The organism is Nesiotobacter zosterae, from assembly GCF_033843645.1.
Taxonomy (GTDB): Bacteria; Pseudomonadota; Alphaproteobacteria; order Rhizobiales; family Stappiaceae; genus Pseudovibrio; species Pseudovibrio zosterae.
Genome location: NZ_JAWXVZ010000027.1, coordinates 1 through 1,404, shown reverse-complemented (window position 1 = coordinate 1,404; position 1,404 = coordinate 1). Strand labels below are relative to the sequence as shown.

The following is a 1,404-nucleotide window of genomic DNA, read 5'->3' as shown; positions in this document are numbered from 1 at the left end:
AACCTGTTCCGGTTCTTAAATTGCAACCACTGGCCTGGTCCGCGTTCGCTCGCCACTACTAGCGGAGTCTCGGTTGATGTCCTTTCCTCCGGGTACTTAGATGTTTCAGTTCCCCGGGTTCGCTCCCTTTTCGGGTACTCCATACGGAGTGGGTTGCCCCATTCGGAAATCGCCGGATCAAAGCTTATTCGCAGCTCCCCGACGCTTATCGCAGCGTATCACGTCCTTCATCGCCTCTTGTCGCCAAGGCATTCACCAGATGCCCTTAAGACACTTGATCACTCTCATTAGCTATAATCACCAAATGCAGAACATAATCCGCACCGGCAAAGCCAACAAAAGAACTTTGAGCTACAAACAAACTCAAAGTCATTTATTAAGACCAGCTTCTCGAGACATAACCGGCGGGGCAGCGGTCAAGCGCCCCCATTGGACCATCCCATAAGGAATGGCTAACTGGCTAGCTGTCACATCAAGCATATCCCAAAAGGAATATGGCGCTCAATGCGGCCAGTTATGTCTTCTCTTCAACATGTCACAGAACACGCCCAAACCCTAAGGCTCAGACAAAACGAATACTCTCTCAATAGATCTTTAAAAGCCGGACCTCTCAATCAGCTTCGAACAGCCCATGCCAATGCAAGGCGCTCAAAAAGCCGAGAACAAGGTAAGTGGTGGAGCCCCCGCGCTGCGCGCAGCCTCAAAGAGGCGAGCACACGCAAACGGAAGAACCCTAGGGTCCACACCGAACGAAGTAAGTGGTGGAGCCTAGGAGGATCGAACTCCTGACCTCCTGAATGCAAATCAGGCGCTCTCCCAGCTGAGCTAAGGCCCCGTTTATTCTTGGCCTCAGGCGCCGGCGCGAACATCCGTTCGCTTAGGCTATCCTCGCATCAGCTCGGCGGACCGGTCGGTCCTACTCACGCTAACGCGTTCGGAATGAGTGCCACAAATTCACTTTGATGCTTGCCTCATCACCGTCCGTGCTATCAGCACGCCCGGTGGGTCGAGCCTTCTAAGCAGGGCTAAACCTTGTCACCGTCCGTGCTATCAGCACGCCCGGTGGGTCGAGCCCGCGTTGCGCGCAGCCTCAAAGAGGCGAGCACACGCAAAAAAGACAATGGCCGACGAGACACACATCCGAAGGATGGTGGGTCGAGGAGGACTTGAACCTCCGACCTCACGCTTATCAGGCGTGCGCTCTAACCACCTGAGCTACCGACCCATGTTCACTCAGCCCCTCATCAGCTCATCGAGCTGGCCGGCTCAACAAGCGCCAAGGCGCCAAAAGCCAGTCACAAAGGACCAAAAGCAAAGATGGATTGTGCTCAAATGAGCAACCAAACCTTCCAGCGATCTATTGAAGAAAGAGAAACGAAGACGGCGGCTTTCACCGAAGCTTCT

At 54.1% G+C, this 1,404-nt stretch carries 2 tRNA genes and 1 rRNA gene; all 3 read right to left on the bottom strand.

The features are described 5' to 3' along the window. Positions 1-280, bottom strand: a 23S ribosomal RNA gene (locus tag Q3Y58_RS19455); the annotation flags it as partial. A 479-nt stretch (positions 281-759) separates the two neighbouring features. Next, positions 760-835 (bottom strand) — tRNA-Ala (locus tag Q3Y58_RS19450). A 313-nt stretch (positions 836-1,148) separates the two neighbouring features. Then, positions 1,149-1,225 (bottom strand) — tRNA-Ile (locus tag Q3Y58_RS19445). Between the last annotated feature and the right edge of the window lie 179 nt (positions 1,226-1,404).